Genomic DNA, 17,657 nt, shown 5'->3' on the forward strand with positions numbered 1-17,657 from the left:
TCAGTAGTGGGCCTTTACGATGAAATTGGTGACGTTGTTGTCGGTGTTGAACGCGGCGCTGTCCGGCACGCCGTATTTGTCCGACCAGTAGTCGTACTCGATACCGACGTAGAGCTTTCCGGGGGTGTAGTCCAGCGCTTTGCCCAGGTCGTACTTAACCTGCGGGTTGATATGCAGGTTCTTCGCGACGAAGTCGTTGCTGGTTTTGGAGCCGGCATCGTTGACCACCCAGTCGATATAGCCATCGAAGAGAATGTCGGACTTGCCCAGCGGGAACGTGATGGCCCAGGTTGGCGTGATCTGCCATTGGCCACTGGCCTGGCCCGTGATGCCGTCCGGCTTGCGGTAGTAGGTGTTGATCGACAATCGATCGAAGCCCGGTACGTCCAGGTCGATGGCGGGGCCGAGCAGGTAGTTGCGGTTTCGCCCTTCGCCTCGCTCGTAGGTCGCAGAAAGCAGGACGTCGGTGACTGGCCCAAACGATAGGTCTCGCCCGGTAATCTTACCCAGCGACAGACGCGGACTGAATTCGCCGTAATAGGTGCGTCCATCATTGCCCGAATGACCGTTGAACCACTTGTGGTCGACGAACAGGAACATGTCGCCCCAGGTCCAGCCACTGGCATGTTCGAAGGTAATGGTCTGCTGGATATCGGCCTCACGCCCGTCCTCGCCTGAGTCGACGGCGAAGTTCTTGCCGTAGAGGTAGGTCAGGCTGTTGTTCTGCCAAAACATTGGGTCGGCCATGGCTTGGCTGGCGAAGGTCAATCCCGCCGCGAAGACGGCGGTGCTGAGGCTGCATTTCATTGATGTGCTCCTTTGTTGCAGTTGCGGCTGCTTTATTTTGAGCTTTGTCCAAACGGGCAGGCGTTGTGCTCGAAGCAGTGCCGCGCGAGTCGATCAAGCGCAGCGGAAATACCATAGAAACCGTTTTATTTCATCGTTTTGTAAGCGCGCAGCGCTGCCGCGTGGCGCTTTCGGAAGAGGCGGTCGATAACGCGCAGGCGAATAAGCGGCTCGCATCGGAGCTGTATTACGCGTTTCGACTCGAATTCGGCTGCGGACCAACCGCCCAACGGAGCGTGAGTTAGCGGAACGCAGGTGCAGCCGCAGAAACGAAACTGCCGGCGCAAGGCCGGCAGTCGCGAGGTGTAGCGCGGATCAGTGTTGGGTAACGATCGCCATGTTATTGAGGCCAGCCTGGCGGATCAGGGCGTTGTTGCCCATGCCGCTCTGGTCGACCAACGCCTCGTGGCCGGTGCCGTTTTGAATGACCGTCGCCAGATGGCTTTCGCCGTACTGGGACAGAATGGCCATGTTGTTTACGCCGTCCTGGGTGATGCTGGCCAGGTTGAAATCGCCGTCCTGAACGATATCGACGTCGTTACCAGCGTTGCTGCTGGAACCGCTGATGCGGTTGCCTTCACCTTCCTGTACAGCGCTGAGCATGTTGTACGTACCGGACTGGTTGAAGTGCAGCTCGTTGGCATTGCCCAGCTGGTCAACCGTGGCGTCGTTGTAGTCGCCATTCTGAGCAACAGTGGCAACCTGATCACGGCCGTCCTGATCGAGCACTGCCCCGTTGCCGAATCCGTACTGATTGGCAGTGGCGGTGTTGCCGTTGCCGCGCTGAGCGAGGTTGGCGTCGTTCTCGTTGCCCTGCTGGTAGACGAAGGCGTTCTGGTAACGGCCTTGCTGGTCTACGTTCAGGTTGTTGTTGTCGCCACCCGAATAGGTATACGCCTCGTGGTTGGCACCAGTCTGGCTGACGGACGCATTGTTGAGGTTGCCGACTTGCTCGACTTCGGTGATCGAGCCAGCGCTCCAGTTCTGAGCGATTTGCGCGGTGTTCTCTTTACCTTGTTGGTCAATCATGGCGCGGTCATTCGAGCTGAACGACTGGCTGACGCTTGCATCGTTGAGGTTACCGTCCTGGTAAAGCTCGGATTTGCTGCCGTTGGCCAGGGCCTGATAGCTGTTGGCGTAGTTCCGGTTGCCCAGCTGCTCTGTAACGGCGTCGGCGCCACGGGTGGCGACCTGTTCGGTTTCGGCGATGTTGGCATTGCCCTGCTGATGCTGGTCAGCGCTGCTGTCCCAAGTACCGCCCTGGCTGATGCTGGCCTCGTTGCCTTTACCGTTCTGCCATTGCTCCGCGGTGCTGCGCAAAGCGACCGTCTGGTTGACCTCGGCCTTATGGAAGTTGGCTATCTGGGTTTGCAGGACCGAGGACGAGAACGAGCTGTTCTGCTCGACCATCGCGTGGTTGCCCAAGCCGCTCTGCAACTGAGTGGCGGTGTTCGAGCTGCCAGCGATTTGACTGACCTCGGCGATGTTGTCGATGCCGTTCTGGCGTTGTTCGGAGGTGTGCTCAGCGGCGAAGGCCTGGGCAGTGGCGATAGTCAGGATGGCAGCTACAAGGGGTTTGATCTTGAACATTGTTATCTCTCCATGGAATGTTTTCAGCGGTACTTCCTGGTGGTGCTTTGTTTCAGCGGCTTTGCTTTAGCGGTGCTGGCGAACCAGCACACTCAGACCCTGGCCATTCTGCGTAACGCTACTGCGATGCCCGGTACCGGTCTGTTCGATCAGCGCGTTGTTGTGCGCGCCGTACTGCTCGATTCGGGCCTGATTGTCGGCCCCGAACTGAATGATTGATCCCTGGTTGTGGCTGCCGTGCTGCTCGATGGATGCCTCGTGCGCATAGCCGCTCTGGAGGATGAGGGCTTCCAGTGCGTTGCCGGTTTGAGTGATAGCGCTGGTCAGGCCGCCGCCAACCTGGGTGACGAGTGCGGAGTTGCCATGCGCGGCGCCGATGGCTGGCCGGGTCGATGCAATCGAATGATTCTGGCTCGATGCGATTTCGCTGGGCCACAGATCGAGTGAGACCGGACGATCGGTCGCGTGGAGGGCTGGGCCGGCTAACCCCGTAAGGAGCAGCGGCAGCAGCGCTTTACGGGCAATCCATTGCGCCTGGTTCATCAATCATCCCTGGTTGAATCGCGGTAGGTCATCCTGTCCTAAACCGCGATCCGGCAAATCCATCAAACGGATGAAACCGCTGCGTTTGTTTCCGGGCCTGTTGCATGCCCAGAAACAGAACGACTACAGCTTGGTCGGCGCGGCGAGGTACTTCGCCAGTTCCGCTTCGATCGCGGGTGTCGTTTCTGCGGTCTGCCATAGCCGGCGGTCGACGCCCTGGGCGATCAGATGAGCGACCGCCGCCTCGATCGCCGACAGTACGCAGAGTTGTGCCGGCTCGTTGGTGGTGTAGCCGGCCTCGGCCTCGAGCAGCTCCTTGAACTCGATGAACTTGTAGACGTTGGCGCTGCGCCCGATGGAGTAGATGGTCTTGGTCGTCATCACATTGGAGAGCACCTGGCCGCTGCGCACGTCGACGGCGCGTAGATTGACCGTGACCTGATCGACCCGGTACTCCTGCGATACGCCGATACCCAGATAGCGCGCGCCTTGGCCACCGCTGCGCACGTTGGTCTCGTAGGCGACGATGGCGCCTTCCATGATGATGTTGGCGGCCAGCAGCGAGGGCAGTTCCGACTGTATGTTCGGTGCCACGTCCGGCTTGGCCTGGGATGCGCGGATGATCTTGCGCTCGGTCAGTACGTTCTGCAGGCCTTCGCGCTCCAGCACGATAAACCAGCCGCTGGCCTGCATGGCATCGACCAGCATGCTTGCCGCGCCTTGGGTGACGGCTGTGGAAAAGGAGCTTGCCGGGCTTGGCTTGTATTGCCCGGTCTGGTCACGGAAGCCGTAAACGGCGGCGACAAGCGGGCCTCTGGGACGGGGTAGCTGCAGCAGGTCCTGATAAGTCGAGGTGCGCGGCGTAAGGGTGGGGGTTTCTTGGTCTGCGGACATCGGTTCGCGCACTGCGCAGCCCTGCAGAACGGCCATCATCCCGATGGCGACGAATAGGCTTCTCATGGCCTTTGCTCTCCTTGCGGTTAGTTAATGGCGCCGTAGCCGTTAACGATGATTTCGGATATCTCGCCTGTTAGCCGATCGGTAATTTCCACTGTCAGGTTGCCGTCGAGGTTCACAATGTTGACGATAAAATCATCGGTAATCAGTGAGCCGCCGTTGGGGTCGTCCATCTTCCTCAGCAAATCGCCAAGCAGCCGTGATTCCAACTGGCTGGTAAAGCGATCAAGCGCCGAAGTGCCGCCCAGCGAGGAGCGGTCGATCGCGTCAGGGTCCTTGGTGTCGTTCTGGGCCTGGGCGCTGCCCAGCAGCCAGGCGCCGTTCAAAGGGCTACCGCCAAACGACGGATTGACTGGGGTGTAGACCAGTTCGGTTGCCGTAACGGCAGAGCTAAGCAATAGCCCGGCCAGGAGAATGCCGGTGGTTTTTTGTTGTAGCCGGTTCATAACTCATCCTTCGCAAGATCAATGGTGTCTTCGAACATTGCTTCAACTTTCTTACGGTTTATCTCTTGCAGCACAAAGTCCGCCGCGTCATAAGCGGTTTGCTCCATGTCGCCGACGTTTGGTTGCAGGAAGCGGCGGTAGAGCGGCTGGTTGTCCTGCTCGACCCAGACCAGAATGCCCCAGCGTGCCGACGGCCTTTCCTTGACCGCCAGGTTGAAGTCCAGGGAGCTGGTGTCGTTCAGGCGTTCGCAGAACTTGCGGTAGAACTCCTGACCGGATCGGGTAACGGTGTTGTTGGTAATGAAGCCCTTGAGCTCCGCTTCTTCGGCATATGCCTGCACAGCGAGAAGCAATATCAGGCACAGGCACGCGGCTTTCATGTGCTGGTCTCGCTCACGTGTCCCAGGACCAGTGACGCACCCTGCGCGCGGTTGGATGCGCCCAGCTTGCCCAGCGCATTATGGATATGGCTCTTGATGGTGTGAGTGCTCAGGTGCAGGCGGTCGGCAATCTCCGAGTTGGACAGCCCCTTGCCTGCGAGCGCGAGGATCTGCTTTTCGCGCACCGATAAATCGTCGATAGCGCGCGACGCATGGGTTAGCTGGCGGTAGCGGCCGAGCAGTTTTTCCATCAGCGCGCGGGGCAGCCAGTCGCCACCGTTGAGCATGACAGTGACGCCGCGGCTGAAATTGCTGCGGCTTGTGCCCGGGTAGAAGATGCCCTTGATCCAAGGGTGTAATTCCAGCAGCCTGCGTGCCTGCTCCGGCTGCGCATTGACCAGCGCGGTGACCGTATCGCGCAGCTGCCGGAGCAGGCGCAGGCATTCGTCATCGGTAAAGCTGCCGACGTCGACAAGTAGTAGGTCTGCATCGCTCACGCCGGGGCGGAACGCGTTGCTACGCGTCAGGCGCAACTGGGGGCTGTCGTGAAGATGTTGGTGAAATGAATTGTCCAGCAGCTCGCTGTTGGACAACAGGACGAGACGCCCTGAGGGGGCGACGAGGGCCGTGCGGGCTTCATCGATCATGTGCATTTCCTTTGCTGTACATGGCTGTGTCGGGCTGCGCCCGCGATCCTTGCCGGAAGCCTGGCGCTTTGACATTAACGTTAACAAGGTAGTTCAGCGTGGTGACAATAAAAAGTCATAACTGTGAGCGTATGCCAGTTTTCCGACGAACTGCCTGCGCGGGTTCGAATTGCAAGTCTGGAAAGCTGAAGGTCACTTGACTACAGTCAGTGTCTCTCTTCACTCATGATTAGGGCCGAAATGTCTGATCCGGCGTTCTGGTTGGTGTTTTTCTCGGCTGCCCTGGCGCTGAACTTGTCGCCCGGTCCCGATCTGCTGTTCGTGCTGTCGCGGACGCTCTCCGGTGGGCGGCGTGTCGGCGTGGCCTCGGCATGCGGTGTTTGCAGTGGTGCTCTGGTTCATGTGGCCGCCGCGGCGCTGGGGATTTCCGCGATTCTGGCTACTTCTGCGCTGGCCTTTACGGTGGTCAAGTATGTCGGTGCGGCTTATCTGCTGTATTTGGGCATCCAGGCGTTGCGCTCTACGGGCGCCGGTACGCAGCTCAACCTCGGAACGGCGCCGCGGACTACCGCCTGGCAGGCCTATCGCCAAGGCATTCTTGTGGACATTCTCAATCCGAAGGCGGCGATTTTCTTTATGGCGTTTCTGCCGCAGTTCGTGCGTCCGGACCAGGGCGCGGTGGCGTTGCAACTGCTGGTATTGGGTGTGTTGGTCGTTCTGGTGGCGATCGTCGTCGAGTGCATGCTGGTGCTGCTAGCGGCTCGAGCCAGCTCGGCGCTGCGTGGCAATCAGCGACTGAGCCAATGGCTCGATCGTGTCCTCGGGTCGGTGCTGATCGGCCTGGGTATTCGCCTCGGGTTGGCCGAACGCGCCTAGCGTGGGAACGTCGGCGCCGTTATCGGTCTGAATGCGTATGCGGTGCGTCTTGTACGACGGCGATGGCCGCGGCAATCGAAAGGAGCTTTCATGTCCCTGTACAGCAAAAACACCACATCCAATCTCATCCCCTGTCTGCATTACCGTGACGTACCCGCGGCATTGGACTGGCTGTGTCGAGTGTTTGATTTCGAGCGGCACCTGGTGGCCGAGGACGCTCAAGTGGGCGTCATTCACGCCCAGCTCAATTTCGGTAGCGGCATGCTGATGATCGGTCCGGTTAGCGATTCAGAATATGGTCGCCAGGTGCGGATGCCGGACCAGGTGGGCGGCGTTTCCACGCAGAGCATCTATGTCATCGTCAACAGTGCCGATGCGCTCTACACCAAGGCCAAGGCTGCCGGGGCGGAGATCGTCATCGAGTTGAAAGACGAGGATTACGGTGGCCGAGGCTTCAGCTGCCGCGACCTGGAGGGTCACCTGTGGAATTTCGGCACCTACGATCCTTGGGCCGAGCCTGTCTCCGAGCAAAACATGCGAGGGAACGGCTGATGCGCACCCTGACGTTGACAGATGGAGCCGAAGTCCCTGTGATCGGCCAGGGCACCTGGCACATGGGTGAGAATCCGGCCGAACGCAACAACGAGGTCGCAGCACTGCAGCTCGGAATAGAGCTGGGCATGACGCTTATCGATACCGCGGAAATGTATGGCGAAGGCGGTGCGGAAGAGGTTGTTGGTGAAGCAATACGCGGTCGTCGAGACCGGGTCTTTCTGGTCAGTAAGGTTTATCCGCACAACGCCAGCCAAAAAGGCGTACCGGAGGCCTGCGAACGCAGCTTGCGTCGGCTCGGTACCGATTGCATCGATCTGTATCTGCTGCACTGGCGCGGCCAGTATCCGCTGGCGGAAACCGTCGAAGCCTTCGAGCGGCTCAGAGAGCAGGGCAAGATTCGTCGCTGGGGCGTGTCGAACCTCGATCTGGACGACATGCGTGAGCTGAATGCGCCCGCTTGTGCAGCCAACCAGGTGCTCTACAACCCTAGCGAACGGGGGATCGAATTCGACCTGCTGCCCTGGAGCCAGGCTCAGGGTATGCCGGTCATGGCGTATTGTCCGTTGGGGCAGGGCGGCGCGTTGTTGCGGCATTCGGCGGTGGTCAACGTTGCCCGCCGGCACGGTGCGCAACCTGCTCAGGTGGCGTTGGCCTGGGCCTTGCGACAACCCGGCGTTTTGGTGATTCCGAAATCTTCCAACCCGACTCATCTGCGCGCCAACGCGTCCGCCGCAGAGCTGCAGTTAACGGCGGAAGACCTGAGCGTCCTCGACGATGCCTTCCCGCCACCGTCTCGCCGGCATGCGCTGCAGATGGTTTGACCCCGACGATCCTCCGGACGGCGGGGAATGTTTGCCTCGCCGCGGCTGTCAGCTGTTAACGACAGCAAACCGGAGAATCGGGCATGACTGAAAACAGACTCGAAGGCGCGGTGGTGGTTATCACCGGTGCGTCCAGTGGTATTGGGCGCGCCACCGCGCAAGCATTCGCACGTCGGCGTGCCCGTGTGGTGTTGGCCGCACGTGACGAGGAGGCGTTGCAGGAGGCGGCTGAAGAATGCCGGGCGCTCGGCGGCGAGGCGCTCGTGGTGCCAACTGACACGACCCTCAGCGACTCGGTGGAACAACTGGCCACTGCAGCCGCCGAGTTCGGCCAAGGGCGCATCGACATCTGGATCAACAACGCCGGTGTCGGGGCGGTCGGCACATTCGACGAGACGCCGCTGGATGCTCACGAGCAGGTCGTGCAGACCGACCTGATCGGCTATTTGCGGGGCGCGCATGTGGTATTGCCTTACTTCAAACAGCAGAACGCCGGCATTCTGATCAATACACTTTCTGTCGGCAGTTGGGTGCCGCAGCCATTCGCCGTGGCCTATTCGGCCAGTAAGTTCGGCCTGCGCGGCTTTTCCCAGGCGCTGCGCGGTGAGCTGGCACAATGGCCGGGAATACATGTATGCGACGTATACCCATCGGTTGTCGACACCCCCGGTTTCCGTGACGGTGGCAACTATGCGGGGCGTTCGCTGCAACCACCGCCACCGCTGTGCGATCCCCGTCAGGTGGCCGAGGCGATGATCAGCCTGGCGTTGCATCCTCGGCATACCACCTCGGTTGGGATGGTGGCGACCTTGCTGCGCTTCGCGCATTTCGTGACGCCTGGTTTCAATCAGTTATCTTGGCTGCTGACCGGTGCCGCGCTGCGGCGCGCCGATCGAGTGGCGCCTTCTTCCGGCAATCTGTTTCATCCGGCACTGGGTCAGCGGCGAATAGATGGCGGATGGCGTAAAGGCAGCCACTCGCAGCGCACTTTGATGCTGGCCGGAGGAATTGCGGTAGGCGTAGTCGGACTGCTGTTGTGCTGTCGTAAACGTTAAGACGACAACGGTCAGCGCGACTCCGGCAAACAGGCCAGCGAGCCCAGATCCTTGCGCAGGTTCTCCAATTGCCGGTCGAGATGACCTCGCTGGTCGGCACCGGACATCGCGTAGAGATCGCTGGCCAAGTCCAGTGCGGCCTGTTCGATGCGGTCGAAGGCCGCTCGGTAATCGTCAGTCCAGAAGGCTTCGCCGCCTTGCAGCAGCCGCGCGATGCGGTCATCGAAACCTGCTTCGCGACGCTGGGCGACCGCAGCGCTCAGGGCGTGTTGCCACTGCACCCGGTTGTCCAGCCACACCCGGTTATGTTCTCCAAGCGTATGCGCCCAGACGAGGATGCGTTGCCGTTGCGCCGCGCTGATCGTGCCCAGCCAATGTTCGACCCGCTCGCCCATGCGTTCGGCACGCTCTCTGATCTGGCGGTCCAGTGGTGGCTGCAAGTATTTCTCGGCCCGCTCGCGACGGTCTTTCTCGAGTGCCTCGTTGAGCGTTCTGACCTGTGCATCGTCAAGATCATGCAGTAGCTGTGTGGTGGTCGGGGTGATCTCTTCGGTAATTTTCTGAATCGCCTGTTTCGCATTCTGATAGTGAGTGCGCAGGGTGGCCTCGTTAATTTCATCCCGCCGAACCTGGTGCTGCAGCTGTCCGAGGGTGTCGAGATAGATCGGTAATTGCGTTTGGCAGTGCCAGCTAAGATGGTCGCGCAGCTGCGCGCGGAAGCGCTTCTGCTGATCGCGATTCAAATCCAGATAGTCATCGATCCACCATGGGATCAGCGTGTCCAGGTTGCGGTACGCGAGGTTGATGCGGCTGCAGCCGGCGATGATAAGCGTGAGTGCCACCAACAACAGCAATGTCTTGCAGCCACTTGTCTGACGGATCTGCATCGGAGCCCTCGTCGTCTGGATATGGGCATCTCTCGATAAGGACGAAACGGCCTTCTCGCCTATTAATAGAACGACAGGACGTCCCGGCAGTTCGAGCCGAAACAGCAACGGTTTGTTTCGGCGAGAAGAACGGTCGAACTTGTGGTCCCTTTATTGAAGAGGGTGTGTCGCCGGCACGCCTGCAACAACGTATCAATGTGGAGGTAGGCATGCAGACGACAATCAAACAGCTGACCGGAGACCAGGTACCGCAGGGTTGGCGCCCGACCTGGGTGACTTGTTGGGTGGTGGAAATGGACGGCAAGACGATTGCCGGACCCTATGCCACGCGTGAAGAGGCGCAAGCCGTGATGGACGGGGAGCAGGAGCCCAAGGTATCGCAGACACCTACACCCCGGTGAGGCAGTTCACAGGCATTTAGTGGGGCAGGGATCGACCCGCTCGGGTATTGGCGGCGGCGGCTCGACGAGCTGGGAGACCAGCTCCAGAGCTTTATCGAAGGATGGATAGCCGCTGCGCGCGACATCCAGCTCGGCGTAGGCCTGACGATATTCCTCGGCCTTGATGACATCGCGTTCGTCCAGCAGATAAGGCTCCTGGTGCATTTTGTAGAGCAGCGCCGCGGCATGCGGGTGGCCCTTGGCGCGCGCCTGTTCGAGTAGGTTCAGCACGCCCGCCTGTTGCGGGCCCTGGCGTATTAGCAACAGTGCCTGATAGAACTCGACTTCGCCGTGCTCGTCGAGATAAGCGCTGCGCTCGAGCAGAGCGTCGGCGAGCTCGTAGCCGTCTTCGTCGCCGATTGAAATGAGAATCTTGGCCTGCAGAAGATCGTTCTGATAGAGCAGTCGCTCTGCACGACAGGAGCTGCCCGGTTGGTCACAGGGTTGAGAGGCGCAGCCCCCAAGGACGATGAGCAGTCCGAGTAGTAATGAGTTCTTCATCGCTGCCTTGTTCTCTGAATTGTTTATGTGTGTCAGCGCCAGTTCTGACCTGCGAGTTTCGTTTCTGTTCAGCCCGACTCATGGCTCGCTGGCGATGGGCTTGAGGCCATAGTGAAACAGAAGGACCTGCCACTCGGGGTTATCTGGAAGGGCGCCGAAGAATTCATCGAGAAAGTCGGTAGCGGCACCGTTGAGTGTGTCGGTCATCAGTACGTGCCGAGCGAACTGATACAGGGGCTCTTGCGAAGTGTACAGATCGTCCAGCTTATGTTCCTGGCGGTAATAGAGCAGAGTGGACTGTGCGATCAGCAAGGTATTGATACGCCCGGAGAGCAGCTTTTGGATGTTCTGCAGGTCGCTGTGAACGTTCTGGCGCTCTATCGCGCCCTTTGCGACATCTTCTTCAAGCCCCTCGTATCGATGGCCCAGCACACCCCCCAGAACTAGGCCGTGCAAGGAGCTGGGCCCATCGTACTCAAATGGCGTAGCGGGTAGCGAGACGAAAACCTGCTGGTCGATCAGTAGCGGTTCCGACCATTTGGCATTTGCCGTCTGCGCAGCAGTGAAAAAGCTCGGCGTAGCCCAGAGCAGGATGCCCGGGCGGTTTCGGGCGAGGCGAACGTCCACACGCTTGCGCGGTAGCTCCACCAGCTCGAAGCGGAAGCGGCCACGGTTGGCCGGGTCGCGATTGAGCAGATCGACGAAAGCGTGCGAAAGGCCCTGCCCATCGTCGAGAATGAATGGCGGCGAGAAGTGATAGTTCCAAACCTCGATCCGCTGCTGCGCGGCGCAGATCGATGGCAGTAGAACGAGCACGAGCACCACAACGAGTCGTTGCATGGCGCACCTTCAGAATGATGGCGAAGCGGCCGTACGCGGACTCGGTGATACTGCCCGCGGATGGCTTTTGCCTGTTCGATGATGAACAAGCATAGTCGACAGGCGGCAAGGAGGAAGCGGCTGGGCGGGTTGGTTTTTTGGCGTGTCGCCGTTTCGCTCTAGAAGCGTTCGTGCTCGCCGAGAAAGCGCCACTCGCCCACTGGCAGCTTGGCCATCGACAATCGCCCGACGCGTATGCGCTTGCAGTTGAGCATCTGCAGGCCGATGGCCTCGCAAAGCTGTCGCAGATCGCCCGCTTGCGGTGCCTTGAGCACGATGCGCAGACGGGTTTCGTTCTGCCAGCTGGCCTTGGCTTTGGGCAGGATCCGGCCACGGTGTCCGATGCCTTTGGCCAGCAACGCCAGGCCACCTTCCTCGGGTTCGCCGGCGACCTCCACAATGTATTCCTGCTCGAGTTTGTCGCGAGGGTCGGCAAGTTTGCGGATCACCTCGCGCTGCTGGCTGAACACGACCAATCCACTGGCATCCGGCTCCAGCGGTAGCAGTGCAGTCTGACGAGCGAAGTGTCGATCACGTGGTGCGAGACGAGCATCATCGCCGGTCCAATGGCTTGCCTTGGCGAGCTGTTCCATGGCGACAGCCGGATCTGCTGCGGTGGCCTGGCCGGCCGGTTTGTGCAGCAGCAGCGTGACGGGCGGCAGCTCGGCTGCGATGGCGCCAGGCAGGAGTTCGATTCGTTGGCCGCCGACCTTGAAATAGGGGGCTTCGATGATTTGCCCGTCGACGCTGACCCAGCCACCCTCGATATACAGTTCAGCCTCACGCCGGGAACAGCCGAGTTGCTCGGCGAGGCGTTTGGACAGGCGTATCGGGTCGGTCATGGGTAGCTCGGATGTCGCGGGAGGGGAAACCCGGCGAGCCGCTGCAGTACTGCGTGACAGCTGAAGCTCGCGGTCGAGTGTTGCGGGTTTACTACTTGGCTATTTATTTCTGGCTATCTATTTCTTACTGATGGTGATCTGCCGCGAAGGGCCTTGAGTCTGGCCACTGACGCCGTTGGGGATCTTCTGAACTTCACCACCGGCCTTCAGAAAGGCGGCCATCTGCTCGGCCAGGGACTGGCTGGTTTCGCTGGCGGGTTCGGGTTTGCGTTTCGCGGATGTGGTCTTGGAGGCCATCGTCATCGGATTCCTGTGGATCAGTCGAACCGGCCATTATACAGATGTGGCTAATTTTTGTTCGATTTTTCCTTGAGCGGTCATCAGATGAGCAAATCGCTTCGTCTATGGTCTTCATTAGATATTGCCCGTTTCGCTCCGGAGGATTCCTCATGCCGCGCCATGCCATTCGCGCCATCATCTGTTGCACCACGCTCTCCTGCTCGCCCTCACGGTCGCCGAGACCGAATATTTCGACAGCGAGCAAGGTCGTGTCTCCGTCGAAGAGATCGCCACCGGTCTGGAATACCCCTGGGCCGTGGCCTTCTTGCCGGACGATGCCGGCATGCTGGTCACAGAGCGTCCCGGCAGGTTGCGTGTGGTTGACGGCAACGGACAGCTTTCCGAGCCGCTCAATGGCGTGCCCGACGTCTATGCGCAGGCTCAGGGCGGATTGCTGGACGTGCAGCTATCGCCCAGCTTCGCGCAGGATCGGTTGGTGTACCTCAGCTATGCCGAAGAAGGCGAGGGCAAGGCCGGCACCACCGTGGGTCGTGGCCGGCTGGCCGATGACCTGCGCGGACTGGAAGATTTCACGGTCATTTTTCGCCAGCAGCCAAAGCTTTCGAACGGCATTCATTTCGGTTCGCGGCTGGTCTTCGATGGCAGCGGCCACTTATTCATAGCGCTGGGGGAAAACAACCAACGGCCTACCGCTCAGGATCTGGACAAGCTGCAGGGCAAACTGGTGCGGATTCACCCGGACGGCAAGGTTCCGGACGACAATCCGATGGCGGATACCCAAGGTGCCCGGCCAGAAATCTGGTCCTACGGTCATCGCAATCAACAGGGGGCCGCGCTCAACCCCTGGAGCGGCGCGCTCTGGACGCATGAACACGGCCCGCGAGGCGGCGATGAAATCAATATTCCGCAACCGGGGCTCAATTACGGCTGGCCGCTGGCGACTCATGGGATCAACTACAGCGGTCAGCCGATACCTGAAGCCAAGGGTAAATCCGTGGACGGTACCGAGCCGCCGCACTATGTCTGGGAACGTTCGCCCGGCATCAGCGGCATGGCGTTCTACGATGCGGAACGCTTCCCCGCATGGCAGCACAACTTGTTCTTGGGCGCGCTGGTGGACCAATCGCTGATTCGCCTGCAACTCGACGGCAACAAGGTGACCCATGACGAGCGATTGCTGAAGGATCTCGGCGTGCGAGTTCGCGACGTTCGCCTGGGGCCCGACGGCTATCTTTATCTACTGACCGACTCGGCCAGCGGCAAGCTCCTGCGTGTTGGTCTCGATGCGAGCGAAGGCGGACGTTGATACATCTCACCGCAGGTGATTGCTAGGGCGTCGTCGTTTCGTAGCCCACAGGACTTGATAACAGCAGAGGAGGAAACAGTGGCGGTCGTCATCAGCGCAATATTGTGCACCATCATCGGCTTAGCGCTTGCCGTCGGTGGTTGGAAGATCATTATTCTTGGCGGTACCTGGTATTTCGCTGTGCTTGCGGTGGGCTTCCTGCTGACCGGTGTGCTGCTGTTGGCCAGGCGGCGTGCTGCGCTCTGGGTCTATGCTCTGGTCATGTTTGGCTCGCTGGGCTGGGCCATTTACGAGGTGGGCTTCGACTGGTGGCAACTGGCGCCGCGGGGTAGCATCATCGCGCCGCTGGGCCTGTGGCTGCTTATGCCGTGGGTCGCCCAGCGGTTGGGCTGGAGGCACTTCGGTGCTCGCGTCTGGAGCGGAAGCGCGATCCCGCTGATGATCGCGGTGGCGCTCTGGGGCGCATCCGCCGTGCACGCGCTCAGCAGCGACAGCAACGACATCAAGGGCATGCTGCCGCAACCCATGGCCGCCGCGCCGGCGGCTGGCATGAATGCCCTCGACAAGGTGCCGGACGGCGAATGGCATGCCTATGGCCGTACCCAGCATGGCACACGGTATTCGCCTCTCGCGCAGATCACGCCGAGCAATGCCGATCGTCTAGAGCAGGTCTGGCATTACCACACCGGTGATCTGCGCCGCCCCGGCGATCCTGAAGAAACCACCTATGAAGTCACGCCGCTAAAGATCGATGACAGCCTGTACATCTGTACTCCGCATAATCTGGTCATCGCGCTGGATGCCGATACCGGTGAAGAGCGTTGGCGCTTCGATCCGCAGGTGCCGGACTCGACCAACCGTCAGCATCTGACCTGCCGTGGCCTGTCTTATCATGTTAGCGATACGCCCCCGAGCGAGCAGATCTGCCGGCAGCGGCTGTTCATGCCGACCGCCGACGCCCGGCTGATTGCGCTGGATGCCCGGACCGGGCAGGTTTGCCGAGCCTTTGGCGACAACGGTGCGGTGAATCTCTGGGCGAACATGCCGCACGCGAAGGAGGGCTTCTACTACTCCACTTCGCCGCCTGTGGTCGCCAACGATCTGGTCATCATCGGCGGGGCGGTCAACGACAACGTCCGCACCACCGAGCCTTCCGGGGTGATTCGCGCATATGACGCGGTGAGCGGCGAGCTGAAGTGGAACTGGGATCCGGGTAATCCTGAGCGGACCGAGCCGATCGCCGAGGGCGAAACCTATAGCGAGAGCACGCCGAACAGCTGGAGTATTTCCAGTGCTGACGAAGAACTGGGGCTGGTCTACGTGCCGCTGGGTAACCAAGTGCCGGACCAGTGGGGCGGCAATCGCGGCGAGCACAGCGAGCGTTTTTCATCGTCCATCGTGGCCCTCGACCTGGATACCGGCGAGCTGCGCTGGGTGTTCCAGACCGTGCACCACGACCTTTGGGACATGGATGTGCCGGCGCAACCGAGTCTGGTCGACATCGACACGGAAAACGGCTTGGTGCCCGCACTGGTTGCGCCAACCAAGCAGGGCGACATCTACGTGCTGGACCGTCGCACCGGAGTGCCGGTCCTGCCCGTTCGTGAGGTTCCGGCACCGCAGGGTGCTGCCGAAGGCGACTGGACGGCACCCACTCAGCCGGTCTCGGCGCTGTCCTATGAACCTCCAACTTTGCGAGGCAAGGACCTCTGGGGTGCGACTTTCATCGACCAGATGATGTGCCATGTCCAGTTTCATTCGCTGCGCTATGAGGGGCGCTATACGCCGCCGTCCACTCAGGGCTCGCTCATTCATCCAGGCAACTTCGGTGTGTTCAATTGGGGTGGGGTTGCGGTCGACCCGGTGAGGCAAATGGTGTTCAGCACGCCGGCCTATCTGCCGTTCACCTCGACGCTGGTGCCTCGCGAGAATGATCAAGAAACCTACGTTTCCAAAGGCGAGCCGCATCTCAACGAAAATTTCGGCGCGCCTTTTGCGGTCGAGTTGAAGCCGTTCGTCTCGCCGATCGGCTTGCCTTGCACCGCGCCGCCTTGGGGCTATGTCGCGGGCGCGGATCTGCGTACTGGCAAGACACATTGGATGCGGTCCAATGGCACTGTGCGCGATCGCGCACCGGTTCCTCTGCCGTTCAAGACGGGCGTGCCAAGTCTCGGTGGGCCCATGATGACGGCCGGAGGTGTGGCGTTTCTCAGTGGCACGCTGGATTACTACCTGCGCGCCTACGACGTCACCACCGGCAAGGAGTTAGGCAAATGGCGGTTACCGGCCGGCGGTCAGGCCACGCCCATGACTTACCTGAGCCGTTCGGGCCGTCAAATGGTGGTCGTGGTGGCCGGCGGTCATGGCTCGCTCGGAACCAAAGCGGGCGATTCGATCATCGCCTATGCATTGCCGCAATGAGTTACTCGGGGCGGACGTATATCCAGCCTTACCCTTGTTTCAGGGTGATTCAGCTGACCGGGCGGGCGCTGGTGCTCGACCGGCCTGTTAGAATCGCCGCCTTCGACTCACAGGATTTTTCAGATGGCCGCAATCGGGCGCTTCAATAGCATGCAAATCGTCAAGCACACCGGTTTCGGCCTTTACCTGGACGGTGGGCCGGATGGCGAGATCCTGCTGCCCAATCGTTACATTCCGAAGAATGTGCCGACTGAGGTCGATGACTGGCTGAACGTCTTCGTTTACCTCGACAGCGAAGACAAGCTCATTGCGACCACGGAGAAGCCGAAGGTACAGGTGGGCGAGTTCGCCAGCCTCAAGGTCAAGGAAATCAACCGCGTTGGGCTGTTCCTCGACTGGGGCCTGTCCAAAGATTTGCTGCTGCCGCATTCCGAGGAAAAACGTCAGTTGAACGAGGGCGACTACTGCGTCGTTCACGTCTACCTCGACAAGCACACCCGCCGCATCACCGCGACGGCTCGGCTAGATCGCTATCTCGACAAGACCCCACAGCGCTATAAGGTCGGCGAAGCCGTTGACCTGCTGGTCGTGGAGGCCACTGATCTTGGCCACAAGGCGATCATCAACGGCAAGCATTGGGGGTTGATCCACAAGAATGAGGCGTTCAAGTTCCTGCGCAGCGGTATGCACGAAAAGGGCTACATCAAGGAAGTGCGCGCCGACGGCAAGATCAGCCTGAGCCTTCAGCCGGTGGGCAGCGAAGCCGCCGACGCCCTGCAGGCGTTGATCCTGCAGAAGCTGCAGGAAAACCAGGGCAGCCTGCCGGTCAGTGATAAAACCGCAGCCGACGAGATCGCTCGGCTGTTCGGTGTCAGCAAAGGCAATTTCAAGAAGGCCATCGGCGGCCTCTACAAGCAGGGCCGCATCGTCATCCATCCGGATCGCATCGAGCGCATCTGATCCGTCGGCGCGGGCGAAGCAGCCAGGCGCCGACGTCCTTTCTCGATCTACTACACACACGCAAGCGGTGGGCTTCCGTGCGCTAACTGTTTGCATGGTTCGGCGGCGCAGCGATGTGGCTCGTCTAATAGTCGTTGCCGAATGTTACGAGCCTGCCGTTCGAACTGGCGATCGACGCGCTCACGGCTATGTCTGCAGCAAGGCCCGTCCGTCTGTACTTCCCAGTGGGCCTGTATCTCGTGGCACTAGCCTGTCTTCAAGCGCCGTGCACGTGCGCTTTTTCCGCTTTGGTCTATGCCGCTCATAGATTCTGCAACTGTCCGGGATATTTGCGGTCTGTTGCGTGTCTATGCCTCCTCACAAGAAAGGGCGTCGCGGCCAGAGTGAAGGCATGAACAACAATTT

The 17,657-nt window shown here is 60.4% G+C and carries 20 protein-coding genes; 8 read left to right on the forward strand and 12 right to left on the reverse strand.

From position 1 onward, the window contains the following. The 7 genes from NA647_RS01925 to NA647_RS01955 form a co-directional block, all read right to left on the reverse strand. The gene (locus tag NA647_RS01925; protein WP_256056157.1) at positions 1–807 is read right to left on the reverse strand and encodes an outer membrane protein OmpK; all 807 of its coding nucleotides are present in this window, start codon (positions 805–807) and stop codon (positions 1–3) included. A gap of 354 nt (positions 808–1,161) precedes the next feature. Then, complete coding sequence (locus tag NA647_RS01930; RefSeq protein WP_256056158.1) at positions 1,162–2,436, reverse strand: hypothetical protein; 1,275 nt, start codon at positions 2,434–2,436, stop codon at positions 1,162–1,164. Between the two features lie 66 nt (positions 2,437–2,502). Next, a complete protein-coding gene (locus NA647_RS01935; protein ID WP_256056159.1) occupies positions 2,503–2,979 on the reverse strand; it encodes a curli production assembly protein CsgB in 477 nt (158 codons plus the stop codon). A gap of 123 nt (positions 2,980–3,102) precedes the next feature. Continuing rightward, positions 3,103–3,939, reverse strand: coding sequence for a CsgG/HfaB family protein (locus NA647_RS01940; RefSeq protein WP_256056160.1), 837 nt, complete (start codon positions 3,937–3,939; stop codon positions 3,103–3,105). Positions 3,940–3,959: 20 nt separating this feature from the next. Next, the gene (locus NA647_RS01945; protein WP_256056161.1) at positions 3,960–4,382 is read right to left on the reverse strand and encodes a curli assembly protein CsgF; all 423 of its coding nucleotides are present in this window, start codon (positions 4,380–4,382) and stop codon (positions 3,960–3,962) included. Beyond that, the gene (gene csgE / locus NA647_RS01950; protein WP_256056162.1) at positions 4,379–4,762 is read right to left on the reverse strand and encodes a curli production assembly/transport protein CsgE; all 384 of its coding nucleotides are present in this window, start codon (positions 4,760–4,762) and stop codon (positions 4,379–4,381) included. Before csgE ends, NA647_RS01945 begins: the two co-directional genes overlap by 4 nt. Further along, positions 4,759–5,409, reverse strand: coding sequence for a response regulator transcription factor (locus NA647_RS01955; protein ID WP_256056163.1), 651 nt, complete (start codon positions 5,407–5,409; stop codon positions 4,759–4,761). The genes csgE and NA647_RS01955 overlap by 4 nt, the downstream gene beginning before the upstream one ends. Before the next feature lie 240 nt (positions 5,410–5,649). Between NA647_RS01955 and NA647_RS01960 the strand changes: the two genes are divergently transcribed. The 4 genes from NA647_RS01960 to NA647_RS01975 all read left to right on the forward strand — a co-directional run bounded on the left by NA647_RS01960 (position 5,650) and on the right by NA647_RS01975 (position 8,716). After that, positions 5,650–6,285, forward strand: a complete 636-nt coding sequence (locus NA647_RS01960) for a LysE family translocator (protein ID WP_256056164.1) — start codon at positions 5,650–5,652, stop codon at positions 6,283–6,285. A gap of 90 nt (positions 6,286–6,375) precedes the next feature. Continuing rightward, positions 6,376–6,837: a VOC family protein gene (locus NA647_RS01965; RefSeq protein ID WP_256056165.1), complete on the forward strand. Its 462-nt coding sequence runs from the start codon at positions 6,376–6,378 to the stop codon at positions 6,835–6,837. Next, entirely contained in the window at positions 6,837–7,661 is an 825-nt protein-coding gene (locus NA647_RS01970) for an aldo/keto reductase (protein ID WP_256056166.1), read from the forward strand. Before NA647_RS01965 ends, NA647_RS01970 begins: the two co-directional genes overlap by 1 nt. Positions 7,662–7,744: 83 nt before the next feature. Beyond that, on the forward strand, positions 7,745–8,716 hold the full coding sequence (locus NA647_RS01975; RefSeq protein WP_256056167.1) for an SDR family oxidoreductase: 972 nt from the start codon (positions 7,745–7,747) through the stop codon (positions 8,714–8,716). 11 nt (positions 8,717–8,727) lie between these two features. Here NA647_RS01975 and NA647_RS01980 read toward each other — a convergent pair whose 3' ends face one another. After that, the gene (locus NA647_RS01980) at positions 8,728–9,603 is read right to left on the reverse strand and encodes a DUF6279 family lipoprotein (RefSeq protein ID WP_256056168.1); all 876 of its coding nucleotides are present in this window, start codon (positions 9,601–9,603) and stop codon (positions 8,728–8,730) included. A 209-nt stretch (positions 9,604–9,812) separates the two neighbouring features. Here NA647_RS01980 and NA647_RS01985 point away from each other — a divergent pair, with 209 nt between their 5' ends. Next, positions 9,813–10,004: a hypothetical protein gene (locus tag NA647_RS01985; protein WP_197445621.1), complete on the forward strand. Its 192-nt coding sequence runs from the start codon at positions 9,813–9,815 to the stop codon at positions 10,002–10,004. Between the two features lie 6 nt (positions 10,005–10,010). Here NA647_RS01985 and NA647_RS01990 read toward each other — a convergent pair whose 3' ends face one another. The 4 genes from NA647_RS01990 to NA647_RS02005 form a co-directional block, all read right to left on the reverse strand. After that, entirely contained in the window at positions 10,011–10,544 is a 534-nt protein-coding gene (locus tag NA647_RS01990) for a hypothetical protein (protein WP_256056169.1), read from the reverse strand. A 78-nt stretch (positions 10,545–10,622) separates the two neighbouring features. Then, positions 10,623–11,384: a substrate-binding periplasmic protein gene (locus NA647_RS01995; protein ID WP_256056170.1), complete on the reverse strand. Its 762-nt coding sequence runs from the start codon at positions 11,382–11,384 to the stop codon at positions 10,623–10,625. Positions 11,385–11,542: 158 nt separating this feature from the next. After that, a complete protein-coding gene (locus tag NA647_RS02000) occupies positions 11,543–12,265 on the reverse strand; it encodes an RNA pseudouridine synthase (RefSeq protein ID WP_256056171.1) in 723 nt (240 codons plus the stop codon). Positions 12,266–12,382: 117 nt separating this feature from the next. Further along, the gene (locus tag NA647_RS02005) at positions 12,383–12,562 is read right to left on the reverse strand and encodes a hypothetical protein (RefSeq protein WP_131650942.1); all 180 of its coding nucleotides are present in this window, start codon (positions 12,560–12,562) and stop codon (positions 12,383–12,385) included. A gap of 184 nt (positions 12,563–12,746) precedes the next feature. Between NA647_RS02005 and NA647_RS02010 the strand changes: the two genes are divergently transcribed. From NA647_RS02010 to NA647_RS02020, 3 genes are all read left to right on the forward strand, one after another. After that, positions 12,747–13,871 (forward strand): PQQ-dependent sugar dehydrogenase, encoded by a 1,125-nt coding sequence (locus tag NA647_RS02010; RefSeq protein WP_272889514.1) that lies wholly within the window; start codon positions 12,747–12,749, stop codon positions 13,869–13,871. A 78-nt stretch (positions 13,872–13,949) separates the two neighbouring features. Continuing rightward, the gene (locus tag NA647_RS02015) at positions 13,950–16,292 is read left to right on the forward strand and encodes a glucose/quinate/shikimate family membrane-bound PQQ-dependent dehydrogenase (protein ID WP_256056172.1); all 2,343 of its coding nucleotides are present in this window, start codon (positions 13,950–13,952) and stop codon (positions 16,290–16,292) included. Positions 16,293–16,415: 123 nt separating this feature from the next. After that, complete coding sequence (locus tag NA647_RS02020) at positions 16,416–17,252, forward strand: CvfB family protein (protein ID WP_256056173.1); 837 nt, start codon at positions 16,416–16,418, stop codon at positions 17,250–17,252. The last annotated feature ends 405 nt before the right edge of the window (positions 17,253–17,657 follow it).

The sequence above is a fragment of the Stutzerimonas stutzeri genome (assembly GCF_024448985.1).
Lineage (GTDB): Bacteria > Pseudomonadota > Gammaproteobacteria > Pseudomonadales > Pseudomonadaceae > Stutzerimonas > Stutzerimonas stutzeri_AP.

Coding starts and splice junctions, on each gene's coding strand:
- NA647_RS01925 (WP_256056157.1), bottom strand. CDS start 807: ATGAAATGCAGCCTCAGCACCGCCGTCTTCGCGGCGGGATTGACCTTC.
- NA647_RS01930 (WP_256056158.1), bottom strand. CDS start 2,436: ATGTTCAAGATCAAACCCCTTGTAGCTGCCATCCTGACTATCGCCACT.
- NA647_RS01935 (WP_256056159.1), bottom strand. CDS start 2,979: ATGAACCAGGCGCAATGGATTGCCCGTAAAGCGCTGCTGCCGCTGCTC.
- NA647_RS01940 (WP_256056160.1), bottom strand. CDS start 3,939: ATGAGAAGCCTATTCGTCGCCATCGGGATGATGGCCGTTCTGCAGGGC.
- NA647_RS01945 (WP_256056161.1), bottom strand. CDS start 4,382: ATGAACCGGCTACAACAAAAAACCACCGGCATTCTCCTGGCCGGGCTA.
- csgE (WP_256056162.1), bottom strand. CDS start 4,762: ATGAAAGCCGCGTGCCTGTGCCTGATATTGCTTCTCGCTGTGCAGGCA.
- NA647_RS01955 (WP_256056163.1), bottom strand. CDS start 5,409: ATGATCGATGAAGCCCGCACGGCCCTCGTCGCCCCCTCAGGGCGTCTC.
- NA647_RS01960 (WP_256056164.1), top strand. CDS start 5,650: ATGTCTGATCCGGCGTTCTGGTTGGTGTTTTTCTCGGCTGCCCTGGCG.
- NA647_RS01965 (WP_256056165.1), top strand. CDS start 6,376: ATGTCCCTGTACAGCAAAAACACCACATCCAATCTCATCCCCTGTCTG.
- NA647_RS01970 (WP_256056166.1), top strand. CDS start 6,837: ATGCGCACCCTGACGTTGACAGATGGAGCCGAAGTCCCTGTGATCGGC.
- NA647_RS01975 (WP_256056167.1), top strand. CDS start 7,745: ATGACTGAAAACAGACTCGAAGGCGCGGTGGTGGTTATCACCGGTGCG.
- NA647_RS01980 (WP_256056168.1), bottom strand. CDS start 9,603: ATGCAGATCCGTCAGACAAGTGGCTGCAAGACATTGCTGTTGTTGGTG.
- NA647_RS01985 (WP_197445621.1), top strand. CDS start 9,813: ATGCAGACGACAATCAAACAGCTGACCGGAGACCAGGTACCGCAGGGT.
- NA647_RS01990 (WP_256056169.1), bottom strand. CDS start 10,544: ATGAAGAACTCATTACTACTCGGACTGCTCATCGTCCTTGGGGGCTGC.
- NA647_RS01995 (WP_256056170.1), bottom strand. CDS start 11,384: ATGCAACGACTCGTTGTGGTGCTCGTGCTCGTTCTACTGCCATCGATC.
- NA647_RS02000 (WP_256056171.1), bottom strand. CDS start 12,265: ATGACCGACCCGATACGCCTGTCCAAACGCCTCGCCGAGCAACTCGGC.
- NA647_RS02005 (WP_131650942.1), bottom strand. CDS start 12,562: ATGGCCTCCAAGACCACATCCGCGAAACGCAAACCCGAACCCGCCAGC.
- NA647_RS02020 (WP_256056173.1), top strand. CDS start 16,416: ATGGCCGCAATCGGGCGCTTCAATAGCATGCAAATCGTCAAGCACACC.